Origin of the sequence: Roseovarius roseus, from assembly GCF_043355935.2 — a bacterium.
Classification (GTDB): domain Bacteria; phylum Pseudomonadota; class Alphaproteobacteria; order Rhodobacterales; family Rhodobacteraceae; genus Roseovarius; species Roseovarius roseus.
Map to the genome: position 1 here is coordinate 185086 of NZ_JBHFPE020000005.1, position 21317 is coordinate 206402.

Below are 21317 nucleotides of genomic sequence, written 5' to 3' on the forward strand. Positions count from 1 at the left end.
AGACATGCGATCCTATAGCGGTGCCGGTCACGCAGGGGCGCCGACCCTCGCGAAGGATCGCGTTAAGGCGAATTCAGACGTGAACGGGGGGTGCGCGAATGCCGTCAGCGCGGGCCGAGACTTGGCCGCGTGTCTGGGCGGATGCGGTGATGGCGGCGCGTTGGGTCGTCTCGATCTGTCCGGCAGATTGCCACGGGCCGGCGCACCCCGGCAGGTCGACCACCTGAATGCAAAGCGTGCAATGCCCGTGCCGCGCCGATGGGTCGGTGGACTCATCCCCCGGGTCCTCGTCGCCAGACGTGACCATGCGCAGCCCATCGGCGGAACAGATGACCATGCTGAATCGCGTATCCGCGTCCGCAGGCATCGGTGCCGACGCCATCGCAACCTGCACCGCAAGCAGCGCGGAGAGCAGAACGCCGCAGAAGGCGTTCAAAAAGGCCGATATGCGATTGCAAGACAACATTGCTCCCTTTCATACAAAACTCCGTGATTGCGCAACCCTAAAGGCGCCTTGGAGTCTTGGCCAAAATGTCGCGGTGAGGACAGTAGGTTTTGCGCCTAGCCACGGCAATGGAGGGCGCCGCCGACCACTGCAATCCTCACACGCCCGATAAAATCCGAAGAGAGTTTCCTTCGCATTTTCAGCATTTACCGCGTGACGTTAATCACCCTTTTGCCTTTGACGCGCTAGGGTCCCACGTGACCTTTGGAGGTGAACATCATGGCCACAATGAACTCGGGGATGGGTGGGCCTGCCGGCTACGGCGAGAATGCGTTCTCGTCGACCCGCAAATTTTCCGGCGACAATGATGACGGCAATGTCAAAATCGACATTACGTCTGTTTTCAGTGGCGGGATGAATTTCTTCGGAACAACCTACTCCGAGATTTATCTCGGCGTGAATGGCATAATCACGTTCGGTGGGTCACATGACAACGACAATGACGACGGCTTCCCCGTCATCGATCTCCCTGCACTTGTGCCTTTCTACTCTGACCTTGATGTGGACCAAGGTGGCGAGGTCTACTGGGATTTTGACACCGCGAACGGCAAGATCACGATCACTTGGGACGCCGTCGAGCCTTACAATTATCGCAACGACGACTACGAGGATGATGACGATGGTGCCGCAAACTCCTTCCAGGTCGTGCTCACTGATCTGGGTGGTGGCGATTTTCACGTCGAATATATCTATGAAGATATTCAGGATGCATACGTTGGCGGTGACAACGCGATTGCCGGATTCACGGACGGAGCGGGAACGGTCTTTGAGCTTGAGGGTTCGGGCAATGACTCCTTTATGGAGAGCAATTATTCCACCAATGATTTCGACTATGGCGATCCGGCCGGAACGTTCTCTTTCAGCACTGTAAACGGCACGCCGGATGCTCTGTCGGGGCCACCTTGCTACGCCCCCGGCACATTGATCGATACGCCCGATGGGCAGCGCCCGGTCGAGGCATTGGCGGTGGGTGATATGGTGAACACGCTGGATCACGGCCCGCAACCCATTCGCTGGGTGCGCAGCGGCAGTCATCCGCTGGAACAGGTCGAGCCTGACGCCAAGCCCGTACTGATCGCCGCCGGGGCGCTTGGGCGTGGGCTGCCTATGCAGGACCTGATCGTGTCGCCACAACACCGGGTGGTTGTCGGCGGCGGCGGACAGTTGGATGGTTGGTTCAAGGCCGAGGCCTTTGCCCCGGCGAAATCCCTGACGTCATTGCCGGGCATTCGCCACATGAAGGGCAAAACCTCAATCACCTGGATTCATTTCGCCTGCGACCGCCACGAGGTAGTAAGTGCCAATGGATGCTTGTCGGAAAGCCTGCTACTCGGGCCGATGGTGACAAATGGGCTCGCGCGCATCGAACGCAAACTCCTCGCCGACATCTTCGGACCTGCAGTCTCGGACGGTGCAGCCCTGAATGGCCCGGCCGCCCGCAAATGCCTCAAAGTCGGAGAGGTGCGACGGCATCTCACAAAGTGCAAGAAAGTCAAAGAGCAGCGCACCGCGAAAGATATCAGAAAATGGGATTTGGACCTGATGATGGAGCGATGGGAATCGGACGAGGTGCGCGAGGCTCTGCCGAGAGGTGAGGAACGTCATCTTAAACACGTCAGCTAAGAATTAATTGGAGCCTGTTTCCAGTAATCCTCAGCCGTACTCGTAACGGTCATCGAAGCAGCCACAGCGAAACTTCACCTGTGTCCGCAAAGCGCCCCCGTCACCCGTCCCCAAGCCCCAGCACGTCGAGCATGTCATAGGTTCCCGGCGACCGCCCCTGTCCCCAAAGCGCGGCCTTGAGCGCGCCGCGGGCAAAGACGGCGCGGTCGGTGGCGATGTGGCGCAGCACGATGCGCTCGCCCGCGGCGGCAAAGATCACGTCATGCTCGCCCACCACATCGCCGCCGCGGATCGCGGCAAAGCCGATATGCCCCCGCTCGCGCGGGCCGGTGATGCCGTCGCGCCCTCGGTCTGCCACGCGGTCCAGCGCGACGCCGCGCCCGGTGGCCGCCGCCTCGCCCAGCATCAGGGCGGTGCCCGAAGGCGCGTCGACCTTCTGGTTGTGATGCGCCTCGACGATCTCTATGTCGAAATCCTCATCTAGGGCGCGCGCGACCTTTTCGGTCAGCATTGTGAGGAGGTTGACCCCAAGGCTCATGTTGCCTGCGCGCACCTGGACCGAGTGGCGCGAGGCGGGGATCAGCGCTTCGATCTGGTCCGCAGTAAATCCGGTGGTGCCGATCACATGCACTGCGCGGGCCTGCGCCGCCAGCTTGGCAAAGGCGATGGTCGCGCTGGGCGCGGTGAAATCAATGACAGCCTGCGCGTGGCGGAACGCCTCCAGCGCGTCGTCGGTGACGGTCACGCCCAGCTTGGCCCCGCCCATCGCCTCGCCCACATCCTGCCCGATCCAACCATGGCCCGTACGCTCGACCGCGCCGACAAGGTGGGCACGCTCGCTCTGCATGATGGTGCGGATCAGCATCTGGCCCATCCGTCCCGATGCGCCTGTCACTGTAATGCCCGGTCCTGCGCTCATCATCCTGCCCCTTTGCTGATTGCCGCCTTTGATAGCGCGGGCATCACCGCTTGGCAAAGGGCGCCATAGGGACTAAATGCAGGCTTATGGCAAAGAACAAGTTTCATGATGGCCCCGGCCCTTCGCAACGTCAGCTTCAGGTGGGCGAGAACGTGCGCCGCACGCTGGCCGAGGTGCTGTCGCGCGGCGATATCCACGACCCCGATCTGGCCCGCATGTCCGTGACGGTGGGCGAGGTGCGCATGTCGCCCGACCTCAAGATCGCGACAGCCTATGTCATGCCACTGGGCGGGCAGGGGCAGGAGGAGCTGCCCGCCCTTCTGGCGCGCAACAAGGGCGAGCTGCGCCGCGTCGTGGGCAAGAAGCTGGGCCTCAAATTCGCGCCCGACCTGCGGTTTCGCCTCGATACCACATTCGATCAGATGGACGAGACCCGGCGGCTATTCTCGCAAGGCGATGTGCAGCGCGATCTGGATGACTAAGGCGGTTCGGGCCGCGGCGCTGATTGCCGGGCTTGGACTGATGCCCGCCGCGCTTCTCGCCGCGGACTGCCGGACCGACACCTTTGATGGCGTGCGCTACGTGATCTGCGAAGTCGTCATGCGCAGCGAGGATCTGCGTCTCTTTCTCAAGGATGCCAACGGCGAGAATCTGGGCAGTTTCAGCCGCGTCGATACCATGCTCCGCGCCGAGGGCGCGGCGCTGGATTTCGCCATGAACGCGGGCATGTACCATTCAGACCGCCGGCCGGTCGGCTTATACGTCGAGGATGGCCAGCAGCAGGCGGGCCTAGTCACCCGCGAGGGGCCGGGCAATTTCGGCCTGCTGCCGAATGGCGTTCTGTGCATCGGCGAAGGTCGCGCCGACGTGATCGAGACGCTGCGCTTCAAGGCCGAGGCGCCCGCGTGCCGCTATGCGACGCAATCGGGGCCGATGCTGGTCATCGACGGCGCGCTGCACCCGAGGTTCCTCGAGGATAGCGACAGCCTCTATGTGCGCAACGGCGTCGGGACCAGCGCGGATGGCATGCGCGCCGTCTTTGCGATCTCGGAGGGGCCGGTCAATTTTCACAACTTCGGGCGGCTCTTTCGGGATCACCTCGATCTGCCGCAGGCGCTTTACTTCGATGGCAATATCTCGCGCCTTCAGGCGCCAGATCTGAACCGCAGCGATATCGGCTTTCCCATGGGCCCTATCATCGGCACGGTGCGCCGCGCGCCAGCCGAGTAGTATCGCCGCGCGGCTGATCCCTAGGCTTTTGCGCAATTCGCCTTAGGTTTGCGGTTTGGCGGCCGATCCGGGCCGCAGCCATGCCCGAGGATTGCCCGCCGTGAGTGCCGAGAAAACTCTGAACGATGGCCCTGTCGGCCGCGCGCTCTGGTCCGTCAGCGCGCCTATGACCATCGGCATCCTTGGCGTTCTCAGCGTCGGGCTGGCCGATGCGTTCTTCCTTGCGCGCGATGGTGCGACATCGCTGGCGGCGATCGGCTTTGTCTTTCCGGTGATTACGGCGCTCACCTCGCTGTCCATTGGACTATCGGCGGGCACAAACACCGTCATCAGCCAGGCCATCGGGCGCGGCGAAGAGGCGGAGGACAGGCGCCGCATGACGTTGCATGCGATGACGCTGGCACTGGCCCTGTCCTGCGCGGTGTCGCTGCTGGTCTACCTGCTGGCGCCCTATCTTTTCGGCGCGATGGGGGCCGAGAATGAGGTGCTGGAGGCCATCCTAGGCTACATGCGCTTCTGGTGCCTCAGCTTTCCCTTTCTGGTGACCGGCATGGCGCTGAACGCCGTCTTCCGCGCGGGTGGGCGCAGCGGAGTCGCGGCGGTCACGATGCTGCTGCAGGCGCTTCTCAATATCGGGCTGGACCCGGTGCTGATCTTCGGGCTTGGCCCTATCCCGGCGATGAGCATGGATGGCGCGGGCCTTGCCTCGCTATTGGCGCGGATGGCGTCGCTGACCGGGCTGGTGCTGTTTGCGTTGCAGGCGGGCGTGCTGCAACTTGGCTCGGCGCCGTGGCAGGGGGCCGTCCGCTCGGTCCGGCGCATCGTGCGGGTTGGGGCGCCTGCCGCCATGTCGAATGCGATCAACCCGCTGGGCATGGCCATCGTCACCGGGTTTGTCGCCACGATCGGCGATACCGCTGTTGCGGGCTTCGGCGCCGCCACCCGCGTTCAGGGCGTGGTCGTCGTGCCGCTTCTGGCGCTGTCCTCCGGGATCGGGCCGGTGGTGGGACAGGCTTGGGGTGCAGGCAACGAGGAGCGTGCGCGCGATGGCCTGCGCATCTGTCATGCCGCTTGCGTGATCTTCGGGCTTGGCGTTGCGGCGCTGCTGCTGGTCTCGGCGGTGCCGCTGGCCAGGATCATGACCTCGGGCAGCGAGGCGCAGGTCTATACCGCCACCTATCTGCGCATCGCCAGCTGGGGCTTCATGGGGTATGGCATCCTCATCACTGCCAATGCGGCGATGAACGCCCGTGACCGCGCCCTCTGGTCGATGAGCCTCAGCGGCACCCGGATCTTTCTCCTTTATGTCCCGATGACGTGGCTCGGCGTCCAGTTGGGCGGCTATGGCGGGATGATCATCGGCGCGCTGGTGGCCAATCTGGTCAGCGGGTGGCTGTCGCTGATCGCCGTGCGCTCGGTCGGCCTTGGTGTCCTTGACTGGGCGCCCATTCGCATCCCATCGGATCGGCTGGCCGGGGTCATGGGGGCCGAGCCGACACCCGCCCGCGATTGACAGCCCGGCGCCCTTGGGCTAGCCCGCGCGCTTCGAGGCAATGAGGGCAAGGCGCATGGCACGCAAACGCAAGGGACGCGATATTTCCGGCTGGCTGGTCGTGGACAAGCCTGCTGGCATCACCTCGACCTCTGTCGTCAACAAGGTGCGCTGGGCGCTACAGGCCAAGAAGGCGGGCCATGCCGGCACGCTGGATCCCGAGGCGACAGGCGTGCTGGCCGTGGCGCTGGGCGAGGCGACCAAGACGGTGCCCTACATTACCGACGCTCTCAAGGCGTACCGGTTCGAGGTGCGCTTTGGCACCGCAACAAATACCGACGATGCCGAGGGTGAGGTGATCGCACAAAGCGACGCGCGCCCCTCCGATGACGAGATCAAGGAGGCGCTGCACCAGTTCGCGGGCGACATCATGCAGGTGCCGCCCAAGTTCTCGGCGGTCAAGATCGACGGGCAGCGCGCGTATAAATTGGCGCGCGACGGTGAGGATGTGACGCTGGCCGCGCGGCCCCTTTTCGTGGACGAATTGCTGCTGGCGGACCGCCCCGGTCCCGATAACGCCGTGCTGGAAATGGTCTGCGGCAAGGGCGGATATGTCCGCTCGATTGCGCGCGATCTGGGCAACGCGCTGGGCTCTCATGGCCATGTGACGTGGCTGCGCCGCGTCTGGTCGGGCCCGTTCGAGGCCGAGGATGGCCTGACGCTGGACCGCATCGACGAGCTGGCCCATGACCCGGCGCTTGACGCGTATGTCCAGCCGCTGGAAGTGGGCCTGACCGACCTGCCCGAGCTGCGCTGCACCCCCGAGGGCGCGGCCAAGCTGCGCAATGGCAATCCGGGGATGGTCTATCCCGGTGAGGCGGAATACGGCGACGAATGCTGGGCCTCGCTGGACGGGCGCGCCGTGGCCGTGGGCATCTACAAGGCGGGCGAACTGCATCCCAGCCGCGTCTTTGTGGATCCGGCGTGATCACGCGCACGCATCTCAAGGGCGACGCGGCCTCGACCGCCGTCTATTCGGACTGCGAGCGCTACAGATATTCCCTGACCCGCATCTGGGATGAGGGCGGCGGGCGCGTGCATTTCATCATGCTGAACCCCTCGACTGCGACCGAGCTGCAGAACGACCCCACCGTCGAGCGGTGCGAGCGGAGGGCGCGCACGCTGGGCTTTGGCGCGTTTCGCGTCAGCAACATCTTTGCCTGGCGCGATACCGATCCGCGCAAGATGCGCGCGGCGGCGGATCCCGTCGGCCCCGCCAATGACGCCGCCATCCTCGAAGGCTGCGCTTGGGCCGCATGCAATGTGGCCGCCTGGGGCACGCATGGCGCGCATCTGGACCGGGGGCCGCAAGTCCTGGCCCTGCTGCGCGGCGCGGGGGTGGCGCTCCACCATCTGGGCCTGACCAAGGAGGGCCATCCGCGCCATCCACTATACGTCGCCTATGCGCAGCAGCCCTGCCTGTGGGATGTTTCGCACAGCCGTTAACCAATTGCTCATAATTGACTGTGCAGTATAGCCGTCTCGGGGCATTCTGCGCCGAGGCGATAGGGTTTGATGGCATGCTGTTGATTGCAGGTCTGTTGGGAGTGGTCGCGCTGGGCGCAAGCGCCTTGATCGGTGTGTCCGCTATGAACGCGGCTGACGACCTGCCTGATGAGTCGGAAGAAGAACAGACCGAAGTCGACGCCGAGGGCGGGCTGCTGGCCTATGTCGGCGCGGAAGATGAGCCGAGCATAGAGGCGGACGATCCTATAGACGATGCCGCCGCTCAATCGGATGCCGACGAGGTTCAGCTCGCCGTTATGTCACGTATGGACATGGCAGAGCCGGGCATGGCGCAGACTTTACCCGAGCTTCCCACTGCCAAGGATGAGGTCGTAACTGTGGGTACCTCCGGTGATGACCTGATCGAAGGGGCGCAGGCGCGCGATGTGGCCAATGGCTATGCGGGTGACGATACGCTGACAGGCGGTCCGGAGGCTGATCAGCTCTGGGGCGGCCTCGGGGCGGATGCGCTGTTGGGCGGCGCTGATGCGGATATCCTGAATGGTGATGGCGGCGATGATTCTTTGACTGGCGACGACGGAGATGATCTGCTTCATGGCCATGGCGACACGGACAGGTTGGACGGCGGCGCCGGAGCTGACAGTCTTGTCGGCGGCGCTGGCGATGACATGCTGCAGGGCGGTGATGGCGATGACGCACTGCATGGCGGTCTGGGGGATGACGATCTGCGCGGCGGCGCCGGACATGACGCGCTCTTCGGCGGCTGGGGCAATGACACGTTGTCGGGCTACGAGGGGGAGAGCGGGACCGATACCGACGGGATGGATTTCCTTAACGGTGGTGGCGGGTCAGACGTGATCACCGCCGGCGCGGACGATATCGTCACCACCGGCGACGGCGCGGATACGGTCATCCTTGGCGAGTGGCTCAGCGCCGCGCATCAGGCCGAGATCCTGGACTTTGCGCCGGACGAGGACACGTTGATGGTGGTCTATGATGACGCAGATGGCAGCGCGCCGGATGTCGATCTGGCAGAAGACCCGAATGACGATGGAATCATGCATGTCATGCTGAACGGCACCGCTATCGCGGCGGTCAACAAAGTGGCGGGCCTGAACGCAGGGCATATCACCGTCATCGGCTCCAGCCTGCTGGGGGCCCAGATCCGCCTCTGACGCATGTGCCTTTTGCGTACCTCAAACCGCTTTCGGCACAGCATCTTTTCAACCCGCCGTATTTGCCCTATACGCCGCAGCGTGCGTCTGCCCCCGGCTGGCGCCGATTCTCTATGGACCTTGCTGGACGACATCCCGGCTTGCGCCCGCAACCCTTGATACAAGGAGATCCCGATGTCGATCACCGTCGAAGAAAAGCACCGCCTGATGAAGGAATTCGCAACCAAGGAAGGCGACACCGGCTCGCCCGAAGTTCAGGTTGCCATCCTCACCTCGCGGATCACCACCCTGACCGAGCACTTCAAGACCCACAAGAAGGACAACCACGGTCGCCGTGGCCTTCTGAAAATGGTCGCCCAGCGCCGCAAGCTGCTGGACTATACCAAGGCCAAGGACGAAGCGCGCTATCAGGACCTGATCAAGCGCCTGGGCATCCGCCGCTAAGCGCACATTTCGGTTTAAGTTCAATACGGAAACGCCCGCTGCATCCAGCGGGCGTTTTGCGTTCGGCACCAGTATTGTTTGGAGGCTTTGGGATGGACACTGGCGCTCTGCCGCAATGCCTTCCAAAACGCTTCGTTTTCCTGTATGGCCCGCCCATCTGAGACTGTGTGCCATGGCCCCGGCACCTGGAACACAAGATGATTGGGGTCGGCGGCAATGGGGCCGCCATTGAAAACGGAGGACCGGGCAGGGGCCCGCTGTGCCTCCAGATAGGAAACGATAGATGTTCAACGAAGTGAAAAAATCAATCCAGTGGGGCGAGGAAACGCTGACACTGGAAACGGGCAAGATTGCCCGTCAGGCCGATGGATCGGTCATCGCCACTCTGGGCGAGACGTCGGTCATGGCCAACGTGACATTCGCCAAAGCGCCCAAGCCCGGAATGGATTTCTTTCCGCTGACGGTGCATTACCAGGAAAAATACTACGCGGCCGGCAAAGTGCCCGGCGGCTTCTTCAAACGCGAGGCGCGCCCGACGGAAAAAGAGACGCTGACCGCGCGTCTGATCGACCGTCCGATCCGCCCGCTTTTCGTCCCCGGCTTCAAGAACGAGACGCTGGTGATGTGCACCGTGCTCAGCCACGATCTGGTCAACGACCCCGACATGGTCGCGATGATCGCTGCCAGCGCCGCGCTGACCATTTCCGGCGCGCCCTTCCGCGGCCCGATCGCGGGCTGCCGCGTGGGCTATGAGGATGGCGATTACATCCTGAACCCCACCGTCGACGACATGCAGGACCTCAAGAACAACCCCGATCAACGCCTTGATCTGGTTGTCGCCGGCACCAAGGACGCCGTGATGATGGTCGAGTCCGAAGCATACGAGCTGACCGAAGAGGAAATGCTGGGCGCGGTGAACTTTGCGCATGAGCAGATCCAGCCGGTGATCGATCTGATCATCGATCTGGCCGAAGCCTCGGCGAAAGAGCCGTTCGACTTCCAGCCCGCCGACTACTCGGAGCTGTATGAGGCGGTGAAGGCAGCCGGCGAGGACAAGATCCGCGCCGCCTATGCGATCACCGACAAGCAGGAGCGCACGACAGCCGTGTCCGACGCCAAGGAGGCCATCAAGGCATCCCTGACCGAAGAGCAGTTGGAAGATCCGAACCTCTCCTCGGCCCTGAAAAAGCTGGAAGCCTCGGTTCTGCGCGGCGACGTCGTGAAAACCGGCAAGCGGATCGACGGCCGCGCGCTCGACACGGTGCGCCCGATCGTCTGCGAGACGGGCCTTTTGCCCCGTACGCACGGCTCGGCGCTGTTCACCCGCGGCGAGACGCAGGGCCTGGTCGTCACCACGCTGGGTACCGGTGACGATGAGCAGTTCATCGACGCGCTGCATGGCAACTTCAAATCCAACTTCCTGCTGCATTACAACTTCCCCCCCTACTCGGTGGGCGAAGCTGGGCGCGTGGGCCCTCCGGGCCGCCGCGAGATTGGCCATGGCAAGCTGGCTTGGCGTGCGCTGCAGGCAGTTCTGCCCGCCGCGACGGACTTCCCCTACACGATCCGTCTGGTCAGTGAGATCACCGAATCGAACGGCTCCAGCTCGATGGCGTCGGTCTGCGGTGGCTCGCTTTCCATGATGGATGCGGGCGTTCCGCTGAAGACCGCCGTGGCCGGTGTGGCCATGGGCCTGATCCTCGAAGAGGACGGCTCCTACGCGGTTCTGACCGACATTCTGGGCGACGAGGATCACCTAGGCGACATGGACTTCAAGGTCGCAGGCACCAAGGACGGCATCACCTCGCTGCAGATGGACATCAAGGTCGCGGGCATCACGCCCGAGATCATGCAAAAGGCCCTGGCCCAAGCCAAGGACGGCCGCATGCACATCCTGGGCGAGATGAACAAGTCGATCACCGGCGCGCAGGAATTCTCGGTCCATGCGCCGCGTATCGAGACGATGCAGATTCCGACGGACAAGATCCGTGAAGTCATCGGCTCGGGCGGCAAGGTCATCCGCGAGATCGTCGAAGTGTCGGGCGCCAAGGTCGACATCAACGACGAGGGCATCATCAAGATCGCATCGCCCAACGGCGAGGCCATCAAGAAGGCCTATGACATGATCTGGTCCATCGTGGCCGAGCCCGAAGAGGGCCAGGTCTATGACGGCAAGGTCGTCAAGATCGTCGATTTCGGCGCCTTCGTGAACTTCTTTGGCAAGCGGGACGGTCTGGTCCACGTGTCCCAGATCGAGAACCGTCGCCTGAACCATCCTTCGGACGTTCTGAAGGAAGGCCAGGACGTGAAGGTCAAGCTTCTGGGCTTCGATGACCGCGGCAAGGTGCGCCTGTCGATGAAAGTCGTCGATCAGGAGACCGGCGAGGAAGTGACGGAAGAGAAAGCCGAAGGGTGAGGGATTTCTCTTAGGTTGGAATGAAGAAGCCCCGGCGGAGACGCCGGGGCTTTTTGGTTCAGCCAGTATAATGTCGGCTTTGAGCCCATTGTGTCGAATGCTGCGCAGCCGACGAGTTGCCGCTTCAGGCTAAGACCCCATGAACCGCCGCCTTGCTTCAACGGCTATGTTGTAGCGCTGCTGGAGGTCGGCGATCAGAGCCATCGCAACGCCTTTGGCATCGTCGCCCTCTGCCTCCTTGTAGCTCTGCTTCGCCGCTTCCAGCAGCTTCTTGATTTTGAATTCCTCGGGCAGTGCGCCTGCTTCGGCCATTATGCGGGCCGCCACTGCTGTTGCCATGTCAATGAAAGCCTCGCCTGAGCGGTCGGGCAGCGGTTTCCCCTCGCCTTCGAGGCCGCGAAGCTTGCCCTCCGCAAGGGCCTTCTGGATTTGCTGCTCCACGAGGCGGTGAAAGGATAGGGTCATGATGTATTACTGCCTTCTCACCGACGACGCTCATCCAATGTCACGACGATCTGTCGAACATAGCCACTGGAAATAAGGCGGGCACTCAAAATCTTGCGCAGGACGTCCGCTTCGTCCCGCTTTGCTGACCTTCGATCTCCCCGCTAGACCGGCAGCGCCGTTGTCTGGCACACCGTCCTGAGCGCGAAACTCGATTGCATCTTCGCCACTCCCGGCAACCGCGTCAGATACTGCCGGTGTATGCGCGCGAAATCCTCGGTGCTTTCGGCGACGATCTTCAGGATGTAATCCGCCGTGCCCGCCGTCAGGTGGCATTCCAGCACGTCGGGCACGCGGGCGACGGCGGTCTCGAACGCCTCGAGCACATTGTCGGCCTGCGCCGAGAGCGTGATCTCGACAAAGACCGTGGCCGAGACGCCCATCTTTTGCGGGTCCAAGAGCGCGACATAGCCTGTGATATAGCCCTCGGCCTCCAGCCGCTGCACCCGGCGGTGGCAGGCGCTGGCCGAGAGGTTCACTGTCTCGGCGAGGTCCGCGTTCGAGATGCGGCCGCGTTTCTGCAGCACGTTCAGCAGGCGGCGATCGAGTGAGTCGAGGGACATTCCGGCAATCCTTTCGCATGCCGAGCCAGTTTATCGAAGATTCTTGCCATGAAAAGCGGTTTGACGGGCGAAATTTCACTCGCCTTGCGTGGCAGCTGCTTCATATGTGGCGCAATCAACAGGAGGATAAGTCATGAAAATCGGATGCCCGACAGAAATCAAACCGCAGGAATTTCGCGTTGGCGTCACGCCCAACGCCGCGCAGGAGGCCGTGCAGCACGGTCACGAGGTTCTTATCCAGTCGGGTGCCGGGGTTGGCGCAGGCTTCTCGGACGAGGATTACATCGCCGCAGGTGCCAGGATCATCGGCACCGCCAAGGAGGTGTTCGACACCGCCGACATGATCGTCAAGGTCAAGGAGCCGCAAGCCGCCGAGCGAAAGATGCTGCGCGAGGGCCAGCTGCTGTTCACCTATCTGCACCTCGCGCCCGATCCCGACCAGACGCATGACCTGATCGCTTCGGGCTGCACTGCGATTGCCTACGAGACGGTCACCGACCGCAACGGGGGCCTGCCGCTGCTGGCCCCCATGTCCGAGGTCGCGGGGCGTCTTGCGCCGCAGGTCGGCGCCTATACGCTGCAAAAGGCCAACGGCGGTCGCGGTGTGCTGATGGGCGGCGTGCCCGGTGTCGGCCCGGCAAAGGTGCTGGTCATCGGCGGCGGTGTTGTCGGCACGCATGCCGCGCGGATCGCTGCGGGCATGGGCGCGGATGTGACCATCCTCGACCGCTCGCTGCCGCGTCTGCGATACCTTGACGATGTCTTCGGCGGCACGTTCAACACCGGCTATTCCTCGGCGGGCCTCGTGGCCGAGTATCTGACACAAGCCGACATGGTCATCGGCGCGGTTCTGATCCCCGGAGCCGCCGCGCCCAAGCTGGTGACGCGCGCACAGTTCGCCGACATGAAGCCCGGTGCGGTTCTGGTCGACGTGGCCATCGACCAGGGCGGCTGCTTTGAGACGTCGAAGGCGACGACCCATGCCGACCCGATCTATGAGGTCGACGGGATCATGCATTACTGCGTCGCCAACATGCCCGGCGCGGTCGCGCGCACTTCGACCATCGCGCTTGGCAACGCCACTATGCCATTCATGCTGGCTCTGGCCGACAAGGGTTGGAAGAAGGCCTGCGCCGATGACGCGCATCTGCTGAACGGTCTCAACGTCCATGCGGGCCAGCTGACCTACAAGGCGGTCGGCGAGGCTCTGGGCATCGACTGGGTGCATCCCGAGTCGCTGCTGTAATTCCCGAGGGGGCCGCGACATGCGGCCCCTTTCGCTTGAATGGCTTGATGCGCTGGGGCCGGGCGGCTAGACCCATGCCCAAAGGAGCCGCGCCATGAGCCTCAATACTTTCGGACATATGTTTCGCGTCACCACCTGGGGCGAAAGCCACGGGCCAGCTCTTGGCGCAACGGTGGACGGCTGCCCTCCCGGCGTGGCGGTGGACGAAAGGGTGCTGCAGCACTGGCTGGACAAGCGCCGCCCCGGTCAGAACAAGAACATGACCCAGCGGAACGAGCCCGATGCCGTGCGCATCCTGTCGGGTGTGTTCGAGGGCAAGACGACGGGCACGTCGATCCAGCTGATGATCGAGAATACCGATCAGCGCAGCCGCGATTACGGCGACATCGCCAACACCTTCCGCCCCGGCCATGCCGATATCACCTATCACCAGAAATACGGGCACCGCGATTATCGCGGCGGCGGTCGCAGTTCCGCACGCGAGACGGCGGCACGCGTTGCGGCGGGTGGCATCGCGCGCGCGGCGCTGGATCAGTTGATCCCCGGCGTGCAGGTCAAGGGCTACATGACCCGTATGGGCGCGATGGCGCTGAACCGGGAGCGCTTTGACTGGGAGGCGATCGACGGCAACGATTTCTGGCTGCCTGATGCAGAGGCCGCGCCCGAATGGGAGGCGTATCTGCAAAAGCTGCGCAAGGATCACAACTCGGTCGGGGCGATCATCGAGGTGGTGGCGCGCGGCGTGCCCGCGGGCCTCGGTGCACCGGTCTATGGCAAGCTCGATACCGAATTGGCGGCCGCGATGATGTCGATCAATGCCGTGAAGGGTGTCGAGATTGGCGAAGGCATGGCGGCGGCGGAGCTGATGGGTACCGACAATGCCGACGAGATCCATATGGGCGAGACCGGCCCCGAGTATGGCAGCAATCATGCGGGCGGTATTCTGGGCGGTATCTCGACCGGTCAGGAGATCGTCGTGCGCTTCGCCGTCAAGCCGACCTCATCCATCCTCAGCCCGCGCGCATCCATCCGCATGGACGGTACACAGACCGAGGTGGTCACTAAAGGTCGGCACGATCCTTGCGTCGGCATCCGCGCGGTGCCAGTGGGCGAGGCGATGATGGCCTGCGTTTTGCTGGATCACCTGCTGCTGCATCGCGGCCAGACGGGCGCGATCGGTCCTGTGGGGCGGATCGGCTAGGCGCAAATTTGCAAAGGGATTTGCCCAAGACAATTTGATTTGTCTTGGGCGTTCGGTTTCAGTCCGCCATGTCTGCCGTCATGTAGATCAGCGTCGGACCATCGGCCTTGAACGCCGCTTTCACCGCGTCCTGCAATTCTTTCAGCGACTTGGGTGCCGCCGATTTCGCGCCATAGGCTTCGGCCAGAGCGCAGAAATCGGGATTATGCGCGATCACCGAATTTGGCGCGATCTGGGCGCGCACCATGCTGTCTTCGATCTCTTTCAGCTTGCCATTGTCCCACAGAAGGATCGGCAGCGGCTGGCCCAGTTCGACCGCCGTACCCAGCTCCTGCACGGTATATTGAAAGCCGTAATCCCCCGCGATGACGACCGTGGGCAGACCGGGCCGGGCGGCGGCGCCGCCGATCCCTGCAGGAAGGGCATAGCCCAGCGTGCCAAAGCCGTAGGGATGGTGCCAGTGGCCGGGGCGATGCATGTCCCAAACTTCCTTACCGGTATAGGCGAACTGGGTCATGTCCGAGAAATACATGGTATCCTCGGGCATCACGTCGATCAGCGCATCGCAGACGCGCATGATGCCATTGCGCTCGGAGTCGCTCTCGGCGCGCCAGCGTTTGCGGGCCTTGGCCACATCATCGGCGCTCCATGACGTGTTCGCCGCGTGGCCCTCAAGGGTGGCGTTCAGCCCTTCGAAGAAATCACGCGCATCCATCTGGACGGCGGTGCTTCCGGCGACCTGGCCCAGCACTTCGGGGTCGATGTCCACGCGGATCATCGGGCCTTCATTGCCTAGCGTATCGCGCCAGAGATCCATTTCCGAGAGCTCGCTGCCGACGACGACGACCAGATCGGCGCTGGCCGCGACACTCGCGCTTTCGGGGCGTCCCAAGAAGCCGCTGTAATGCAAGGGGTCGTCCTTGACCGAGATGATGCCGCGCCCGGCATAGGTCGGGAAGCTGGCGGCCTTGAGCGTGGCAAGTGCCTTTCGAGCCGACTCGGAGGCGCGCACCGAGCCGCCGCCAAGGATGAAGAGCGGGCGCTTGGCCGCCTTGATACGGTCCGCGATGCCCTCGGGCAGGGATTGAAGCGTGCGCGTGGTCTCGGGGGCGGCGTCCGGGGCCGGGCCCGCCTCGGCGACCAGCGCCGCGATCGGCACCTGGATGTGCTTGGTGCGGGGGCGCTCTGTCTGGAATTCCGTCAGGGCGCGGTCGATCAGGCTGTAGGCCGCAGCGGCGGTATGGGCGGTATAGGACCAGTCCGATACCGTGGCGCCTGCCGCCTGCTGATCCAGCATCTGGTGCAACTGGCCGCGCGTCGCCGCCGTCTCGTCCAAGCAGGAGGACAGAACCAAAAGCGGAACACTGTCGGAATAGGCCTGGCCCATCGGCGTCATCGTGTTGCAAAGGCCCGGGCCCGTGATGACATAGGCCACCCCCGGCTTGCCGCTGGCCCTTGCATAGCCATCCGCCATGAAGCCCGCGCCCTGTTCATGCCGGGCCAGCAGGTGACGGATGCCCGCCTCCTCGATGCCGCGATACATTTCCTGGTTATGCACGCCGGGGATGCCAAAGATCGTATCGACCCCGCGCGATTTCAGCATATGCGAGATTTGCGCGCCCAAGGGGCGGCTGCGGTGGGTTTCGGACATCAGATCCTCCAGAATGAGACGGTGAAGATGGCATAGACCGCCAGCAGCTCCAATCGGCCAACCAGCATGGCTGTCGTCAGGATCCACTTGGCGGTGTCGTTGAGCGTGGCGAAATTTCCGGCCGGCCCGATCGTATCGCCAAGGCCCGGCCCGATATTGCCCAGCGCCGTGGCCGCGCCCGATAGGGCGGTGACGAAATCGAGGCCCGTCAGGCCCAGAAGAACCGCGAAGAGGCCAAGGCTGACGGTGAAGAAGACAAAGAACGACATGACCGAGTTCATCACGTCGTCGCCAACGGTCTTGCCGGCATAGCGCGGCGTGAACACGCCATGCGGCGCGCGGATGCGGGCCAGCTGCACCCGGATTGAGGCAAAGAGCAGTTGATAACGGAAAATCTTGACCGAGCAGGAGGTGGATCCGGCGCAGCCGCCGATCAGCCCGGTAAAGAAGAAGATCGAGACTGCGAACGGCCCCCACAGCATGTAGTTTTCGCTTGAATAGCCGGTGCCGGTGATGATCGACACCACGTTGAACAGCACCTCGCGGAACGTCTCTTCGGTGAAATGCGCGCGCTGGACGAATTGCCAGGCGGTCAGCGCGGTGACGATGCTGAAGATCGTCATGAAAAACCCGCGCACCTGCGGATCGCGTAGCATCGGCTGCGCCGTCCCGGCCAGCATCTGGACGAACCGCACGAATGGTAGCGCCGCTAGGATCATGAAAACGACCGCTACATATTCGGCCGATTTATGCAGTGCGCCGAAGGAGGCGTCGTAATTCGCCATGCCGCCGGTCGAGACGGTTGTCATCGCATGAACGGTCGCATCAAAAGGCGTCATTCCAGTCATGATATAGGCCATCATGCAGGCGATGGTCATGCCCAGATAGATCACCGAGATGCGGCTGGCGATCTCGGTGGCGCGGGGCAGGATCTTGCCCATCGTGTCGAAGGCCTCGGCGCGAAAGATCTGCATGCCGCCCACGCGCAACTCGGGCAGGAACACCATGGCCACGACGACGATGCCGACGCCGCCCAGCCACTGGATGATCCCGCGCCACAGCAGGATGCCCTTGGGAAGCGTGTCGAGGCCCACGATCACGGTCGATCCGGTGGTCGTCAGACCCGACATTGCCTCGAACACCGCATCGGTGACGTTCAGCTCTGTCGCCCCCAGCATCAAAGGCAATGCGCCAAAGACCGGCAGCACCACCCAGACGCCCGTCGTCAGCAGGAAGGTCTGGCGGATGGTCAGGCCCTCGCCCACCCCGTTGCGGCAGGCACCCGCGACCAGCCCGCCGACAAGGATGGTCATGATCGACGACTGGGCAAACACCTCCCAATGGCCGCGCCCCTCGGCGATATCCACCACCAGCGGCAACAGCATGGTCAGGCCCATCGCCATCAGCGTCAGGCCAATGACATAGCCGACCGGGCGCATGTCGAAAATGACGCGGGGATCGGCCCGCGCCCCGTTTCGCGGCGTGCGCGATTGAGAGACCACTGGCCCTGACATGTCAGCCCGTCAACGGCCCGCTGCGATAGCGAAAGACGCCTGTCGCGCTTGCTGCAATCTCGCCATTCTCATCCGTCACCACGGCCTCGGCGAAATAGGTGCGCCGACCGCCCCCCGTGCGCCGCCCCGTGGCGATGATGCGTTTACCCTTAAGCTGGCCGATGTAATTGACCGTCATCGACAGGGTCAGCGCGTCCTGCTTTTGATCCGGATCGCCGGTATAGCAGCCCGCATAGCCCATGGCCGTGTCCAGCATCAGCGCGTGGACCCCGCCATGCAGCAGGCCCTGGCGGTTATAAAGATGCGGTGTGAAATCCAATTCCACTTTCGCGAAATCGCGCGACCATTCCGTCAGCTCGAAGCCCAGATGGGTTTGCAGGCCCGAAGGCGCCTCGAGCAGGGAGGGGTCGATGGGCGTATCGTGGGACGTGTCGGACATGGAGGGCAGCGCCATTTTGAGTGCATGTGATCCGATAGGTGGCACAAAGCTGCGCCCGCCGCAATCGCGTGGACTTGACCCCAAGGGGGTTTAGGCCCCATCTACGCCGCAACAGCCACACCCCCCGGAGCCCATGCCATGCCATTTGACCGCAAGATCAAGATCGCCCCGTCGATCCTTTCCGCCGATTTCGCCAATTTCGGGCAGGAGATCCGCGCGATCGAGGCCGAGGGATGCGATTGGGTGCATGTCGATGTGATGGACGGGCATTTCGTGCCGAACCTCACCTTCGGCCCGCCGCTGCTGGCCGCCATTCGCCCGCATATCCAGACGGTTATGGACGTGCATCTGATGATCTCGCCGGTCGATGCCTATATCGACGCCTATGCAGGCGCCGGGGCGGATATTCTGACCGCACATGTGGAGGCCGGCCCGCATATCCACCGCACGCTGCAGGCCATTCGCGGGGCCGGGTGCAAGGCCGGACTGGCGCTTAACCCCGGCACGGGGCTGGATGCGCTGCCGCACCTGCTGGATATGGTGGACCTCATCTGCGTGATGACGGTGAACCCCGGCTTTGGCGGCCAGAAATTCATTCACAGCCAGATCGAGAAGGTGCGCAGCCTGCGCGCCATGATCGGTGACCGGCCCATCCATATCGAGATCGACGGCGGCATGACCCCCGAAACCGCGCCGCTGATGGCCGAGGCCGGGGCCGATGTCTTTGTCGCCGGCTCGGGCGTGTTCAAGGGCGGCAGCATCGACAATCCCGCAGCTTACGGGGAGAATATCCGCGCGATCCGCGCCGCTGCCGAGGCCGCGCAGGGCTGAGCGGCCTCACTCCAGCTGGACCGTGATCCGCGCGCTGCGCCCCTTGGCGTCGATCACGGCGATCTGGCTATAACCTTGCCCCAGACCGGGGATATTCGCATGCTCGCGCCGGATGCCTGTCAGCATGGGCGCGCCATTTGCCATCCAGGTATAGGGCGGTGTGCCGCCTCGCACCTTGACCGGTAGGTCGCCCTCGACGGCCATGCGCGCGCCATCGGGCGGAAAGATCAGCTCGGGTGCGCCGCGCGCCAGGTCGAAAGCGGCGCCGCGCCCGGCAAAGCGGCGCATGGGCTGCGGCAGCTCGGCGGTGCTGAGGGTCAGCGTCTCGGGCGGGGGCGGGGGCAGCGGATCAAAGGCAGGCTTCAGCCGCTGGAACGTCTCGAAAAGGATCGGCGCGGCCAGATCGCCGCCAAAGGCGCCCGGCACCGGCGTGCCATCTGGCCGCCCGATCCAGACGCCCGCCACATGCGCGCCATCCCAGCCAAGCGCCCAGGCGTCGCGGTGCCCGTAGGAGGTGCCAGTCTTGTAAGCCAGCGCGCGGGCGGGGGCATTCGCGGGTGGCGCAAGACCGGCAAGGATATCGCCCACCTGCCACGCGGCGGCACGGCCAAGGATGCGGCGCGGCGCGCCATCCTCGCCCTGTCGCCAGCGCAGCGGCACCGCCTCACCGCCCCGCGCGAGGGCGGCATAGAGCTGCACCATATCGGTCAGGCTGACGCCCACGCCACCCAGCGCCACGGCCAGCCCCGCGTGATCGCCGGGCAGTTGGGGATGCATCCCGGCTCGGCGCATCACGTCCATCAGATGCGCGGGGCCCATGGCATCCATCAGGCGCACGGGCGGAATGTTGAGCGATTGGCGCAGCGCATCCGCCGCCGTCACCTCACCGCGAAAACACCCGTCGAAATTCTGCGGCGCGTAGGGGCCAAAGCGCACCGGCGCGTCGTCGATCAGGGTCTGCGGGTGCGCCAGACCCCGGTCAAAGGCCATGGCATAGATCACGGGCTTCAACGTCGATCCGGGCGAGCGCAGCGCGGTCGTCATGTCGACAAAGCCCTGCCGCGCGCCAGAGTCAAAGCCTGCCGAGCCGACCGAGGCGAGGATCTCGCCGCTGCGGTGGTCGGCCATGACGATGGCGACCGATACCGCCCCCGGCAGGCCCCGCACGGCGCGGGCGGCCAGGGCCTCAAGCTGCGTCTGAAGTGCGGCGTCGATGGTCAGATCATGGCGGAGTGCGCCGGGCTCCTCGGCCAGCGCGCGGTCGGCCAGATGCGGCGCCAGCGCCGGGAAGGGGCGGCGCGCGGTGGGGACCGGGTCCAGCTTGGCGGCCTCGGCCTCTTCCCAGCTCAGCACGCCTTGCCGTGCCATCCGGTTCAGCACGCGATCTCGCGCGGCGCGCGCGGCCTCCCGGTGCCTGTCGGGGCGGCGCGTTTCAGGCGATTGGGGCAGGGCCACCAGCAGGGCGGCCTCGGCGGGGGTAAGGCGCCGTGGCTCCTTGCCGAACCACGCGAGGGTGGCGGCGCGGACGCCCTCGATATTGCCGCCATAGGGCGCGCGGGCAAGGTAGATCTGCAGGATCTGATCTTTGGTCAGATGCCGCTCCAGCGCCAGCGCCAGCCGGATCTGCCGCAGCTTGCCCGCCCACTGCCCGGTGCTGCCATCCTCCATCAGGCGCGCCACCTGCATCGTCAGGGTCGAGGCGCCCGACGTGATGCCGCCATGCCGCACGGCCTGTGCGGCGGCCCGCAGCATGGCGCGCGGATCGATGCCCGAATGGTTGTGAAAGCGCTGATCCTCATAGGCGATCAGCATGTCGATAAAGGCGGCGTCGACCTGCCCCGGTGCCAGCCGCCAGCGGCCATCGGCGACGGTGTAGATGCGCAACGTCCGCCCGTTGCGGTCCAGTACCTCGGCCCCCGTCGTTGTCAGCAGCGGGGGCATGGGCGTGGCCGCAATCCAGCGGTCCAGCCCGTCCCGCGCACCGGCCCCCAGCCCGAGGGTCAGGGCGAGCGCAAAGAGCCAGCGATGCGCGCGCAT

Annotated in this window: 20 protein-coding genes; 12 read left to right on the plus strand and 8 right to left on the minus strand. The window is 64.2% G+C overall.

The features are described from left to right. Positions 1-73 precede the first annotated feature (73 nt). Complete coding sequence (locus ACEWPL_RS10880) at positions 74-466, minus strand: DUF2946 family protein (RefSeq protein ID WP_393934283.1); 393 nt, start codon at positions 464-466, stop codon at positions 74-76. 258 nt (positions 467-724) lie between these two features. On the opposite strand from ACEWPL_RS10880, the gene ACEWPL_RS10885 reads away from it, so the two are divergent. Then, a complete protein-coding gene (locus tag ACEWPL_RS10885; protein WP_393934282.1) occupies positions 725-2128 on the plus strand; it encodes a Hint domain-containing protein in 1404 nt (467 codons plus the stop codon). Between the two features lie 100 nt (positions 2129-2228). Here the strand turns inward: ACEWPL_RS10885 and dapB are convergent, their stop codons facing one another. After that, on the minus strand, positions 2229-3047 hold the full coding sequence (gene dapB / locus ACEWPL_RS10890; protein WP_393934281.1) for a 4-hydroxy-tetrahydrodipicolinate reductase: 819 nt from the start codon (positions 3045-3047) through the stop codon (positions 2229-2231). 86 nt (positions 3048-3133) lie between these two features. Between dapB and rbfA the strand changes: the two genes are divergently transcribed. The 8 genes from rbfA to pnp all read left to right on the plus strand — a co-directional run bounded on the left by rbfA (position 3134) and on the right by pnp (position 11331). Further along, positions 3134-3529, plus strand: coding sequence for a 30S ribosome-binding factor RbfA (rbfA, locus tag ACEWPL_RS10895; RefSeq protein WP_393934279.1), 396 nt, complete (start codon positions 3134-3136; stop codon positions 3527-3529). Then, positions 3522-4277, plus strand: a complete 756-nt coding sequence (locus tag ACEWPL_RS10900; protein WP_393934277.1) for a phosphodiester glycosidase family protein — start codon at positions 3522-3524, stop codon at positions 4275-4277. The genes rbfA and ACEWPL_RS10900 overlap by 8 nt, the downstream gene beginning before the upstream one ends. A gap of 100 nt (positions 4278-4377) precedes the next feature. After that, the gene (locus tag ACEWPL_RS10905; RefSeq protein ID WP_393934275.1) at positions 4378-5790 is read left to right on the plus strand and encodes an MATE family efflux transporter; all 1413 of its coding nucleotides are present in this window, start codon (positions 4378-4380) and stop codon (positions 5788-5790) included. Between the two features lie 55 nt (positions 5791-5845). Then, positions 5846-6757 (plus strand): tRNA pseudouridine(55) synthase TruB, encoded by a 912-nt coding sequence (gene truB / locus ACEWPL_RS10910; RefSeq protein ID WP_393934273.1) that lies wholly within the window; start codon positions 5846-5848, stop codon positions 6755-6757. Then, positions 6754-7275 carry a DUF1643 domain-containing protein gene (locus ACEWPL_RS10915; RefSeq protein ID WP_393934272.1) on the plus strand — a complete coding sequence of 174 codons (522 nt, stop codon included), beginning with the start codon at positions 6754-6756 and terminating at the stop codon, positions 7273-7275. Before truB ends, ACEWPL_RS10915 begins: the two co-directional genes overlap by 4 nt. Before the next feature lie 74 nt (positions 7276-7349). Continuing rightward, entirely contained in the window at positions 7350-8471 is a 1122-nt protein-coding gene (locus tag ACEWPL_RS10920) for a calcium-binding protein (RefSeq protein ID WP_393934270.1), read from the plus strand. 174 nt (positions 8472-8645) lie between these two features. Beyond that, positions 8646-8915 (plus strand): 30S ribosomal protein S15, encoded by a 270-nt coding sequence (gene rpsO, locus ACEWPL_RS10925; protein WP_393934269.1) that lies wholly within the window; start codon positions 8646-8648, stop codon positions 8913-8915. Between the two features lie 283 nt (positions 8916-9198). After that, positions 9199-11331 (plus strand): polyribonucleotide nucleotidyltransferase, encoded by a 2133-nt coding sequence (pnp, locus tag ACEWPL_RS10930; protein WP_393934267.1) that lies wholly within the window; start codon positions 9199-9201, stop codon positions 11329-11331. Between the two features lie 129 nt (positions 11332-11460). Here pnp and ACEWPL_RS10935 read toward each other — a convergent pair whose 3' ends face one another. Together ACEWPL_RS10935 and ACEWPL_RS10940 are read right to left on the minus strand one after the other, a co-directional pair. Then, positions 11461-11796: a DnaJ family domain-containing protein gene (locus ACEWPL_RS10935; RefSeq protein WP_393934266.1), complete on the minus strand. Its 336-nt coding sequence runs from the start codon at positions 11794-11796 to the stop codon at positions 11461-11463. A 143-nt stretch (positions 11797-11939) separates the two neighbouring features. Then, a complete protein-coding gene (locus ACEWPL_RS10940) occupies positions 11940-12398 on the minus strand; it encodes an Lrp/AsnC family transcriptional regulator (protein ID WP_393934265.1) in 459 nt (152 codons plus the stop codon). 133 nt (positions 12399-12531) lie between these two features. On the opposite strand from ACEWPL_RS10940, the gene ald reads away from it, so the two are divergent. After that, positions 12532-13644: an alanine dehydrogenase gene (gene ald / locus ACEWPL_RS10945; RefSeq protein WP_393934264.1), complete on the plus strand. Its 1113-nt coding sequence runs from the start codon at positions 12532-12534 to the stop codon at positions 13642-13644. Positions 13645-13738: 94 nt separating this feature from the next. Then, entirely contained in the window at positions 13739-14845 is a 1107-nt protein-coding gene (gene aroC / locus ACEWPL_RS10950) for a chorismate synthase (RefSeq protein WP_393934263.1), read from the plus strand. A 58-nt stretch (positions 14846-14903) separates the two neighbouring features. On the opposite strand, the gene ACEWPL_RS10955 is transcribed toward aroC, so the two are convergent. From ACEWPL_RS10955 to ACEWPL_RS10965, 3 genes are all read right to left on the minus strand, one after another. After that, positions 14904-16496: a thiamine pyrophosphate-binding protein gene (locus tag ACEWPL_RS10955; protein ID WP_393934262.1), complete on the minus strand. Its 1593-nt coding sequence runs from the start codon at positions 16494-16496 to the stop codon at positions 14904-14906. Continuing rightward, positions 16496-17935 (minus strand): TrkH family potassium uptake protein, encoded by a 1440-nt coding sequence (locus tag ACEWPL_RS10960; protein ID WP_393934471.1) that lies wholly within the window; start codon positions 17933-17935, stop codon positions 16496-16498. Before ACEWPL_RS10960 ends, ACEWPL_RS10955 begins: the two co-directional genes overlap by 1 nt. A gap of 76 nt (positions 17936-18011) precedes the next feature. Beyond that, complete coding sequence (locus ACEWPL_RS10965; protein ID WP_393934261.1) at positions 18012-18449, minus strand: PaaI family thioesterase; 438 nt, start codon at positions 18447-18449, stop codon at positions 18012-18014. Between the two features lie 138 nt (positions 18450-18587). Between ACEWPL_RS10965 and rpe the strand changes: the two genes are divergently transcribed. Next, positions 18588-19280, plus strand: a complete 693-nt coding sequence (gene rpe, locus ACEWPL_RS10970; protein ID WP_393934260.1) for a ribulose-phosphate 3-epimerase — start codon at positions 18588-18590, stop codon at positions 19278-19280. 6 nt (positions 19281-19286) lie between these two features. On the opposite strand, the gene pbpC is transcribed toward rpe, so the two are convergent. Continuing rightward, the gene (gene pbpC, locus ACEWPL_RS10975; RefSeq protein ID WP_393934259.1) at positions 19287-21317 is read right to left on the minus strand and encodes a penicillin-binding protein 1C; all 2031 of its coding nucleotides are present in this window, start codon (positions 21315-21317) and stop codon (positions 19287-19289) included.